General features: G+C 46.8%; 1 protein-coding gene. It reads left to right on the plus strand.

All coding sequences use genetic code 11. The features are described from left to right. On the plus strand, positions 1-1299 hold a 1299-nt coding region (locus R7Z49_RS23310), incomplete at both ends, for a lysophospholipid acyltransferase family protein (RefSeq protein ID WP_318112110.1).

The following is a 1299-nucleotide window of genomic DNA, read 5'->3' on the forward strand; positions in this document are numbered from 1 at the left end:
TTGCGAATGGCGGCTTGTTATTGGTTTTCCCTGCGGGTGAAGTGTCAAAGTTGGTGGATGCCAAACAACAGCGTTTAGAAGACAAAGAATGGAGCCGCAGTGTCAGTGCGTTAATTCGTAAGAACAAAGCCGCCACTGTTCCCATCTTCATTAGTGGGCAGAACTCAAAACGCTTCTACATGGCAGGTAAAATCCACCCTCTTTTACGCACCTTGATGTTAGGAAGAGAGCTACTCAACAAGAGCGCAAAAACCATTGAGTTGTCCTTTGGGCAAGCAATCAAGTTTAAAGAACTCAATAACCTCAACGATGATCAGATCGTCAATTATCTGAGGCTCAACACCTACCTGCTTAACCGCGATGTAAGTACCACTCAGCAAACGGTCTCAGACAATGATCTCTTACCTATTGCGGTAGGGTTACCCATAGGCCAATTACTTGAAGAGCTGCACAGCTTACCGGCAGAAACCCAATTGCTTCAAAATGGCGAGTTCGACGTGTACTGTTCCAGTGCGCAGCAGATCCCATCTCTCCTGCATGAAATTGGCCGCTTGCGAGAACATAATTTCCGTCAAGTTGGCGAAGGGACCGGACAAGCGATAGACATCGATCATTTCGATCATGATTACCTGCACCTGTTTGTGTGGGATCGTGAGAACCAATGCATGGTAGGAGCTTACCGTCTTGGATTAGTTGATCAATTATTGGCGAAATATGGCGTAGAAGGATTGTATTCGCGCACCTTGTTCAACTATGACCAACGCTTTCTCGATCAAATGGGCAAGTCGATTGAAATGGGTCGTTCTGTGATTGCCGAGCAATATCAAAAAAGCATGAGTGCCCTACTCTTACTCTGGAAAGGCATAGCGACTTTTGTTCATCAACATCCTGAATACACGCACTTATTTGGCCCAGTGAGCATCAGCAACGATTACAGCCATACCGCGCGTCAATTATTGGCACAATCGATGACCCTACACCACTACGACAACGACTGCGCCGAATACGTCACTCCGTCAAACCCACTGCCAGAAACCAACTTAAACTGGAATACCAGCATGCTAACCGCATTGGGAGATTTACAGCTGCTATCTCGCGTGATCGCTCGAATTGACGAAGGCAAAGGCGTTCCGGTATTACTGCGCCAATATTTGAGTTTGAATGGTAAGTTGGTGTGTTTTAACGTCGATCCGGCGTTTAACAACGCACTGGATGGATTGATTATAGTGGATTTACGCGATGTGCCTGAGAAAACGCTGGCACGTTATATGGGCAGCGAAACCGCGCGCGAGTATTTAG

Source organism: Vibrio sp. 1562 (genome assembly GCF_033340155.1).
GTDB lineage: Bacteria > Pseudomonadota > Gammaproteobacteria > Enterobacterales > Vibrionaceae > Vibrio > Vibrio alginolyticus.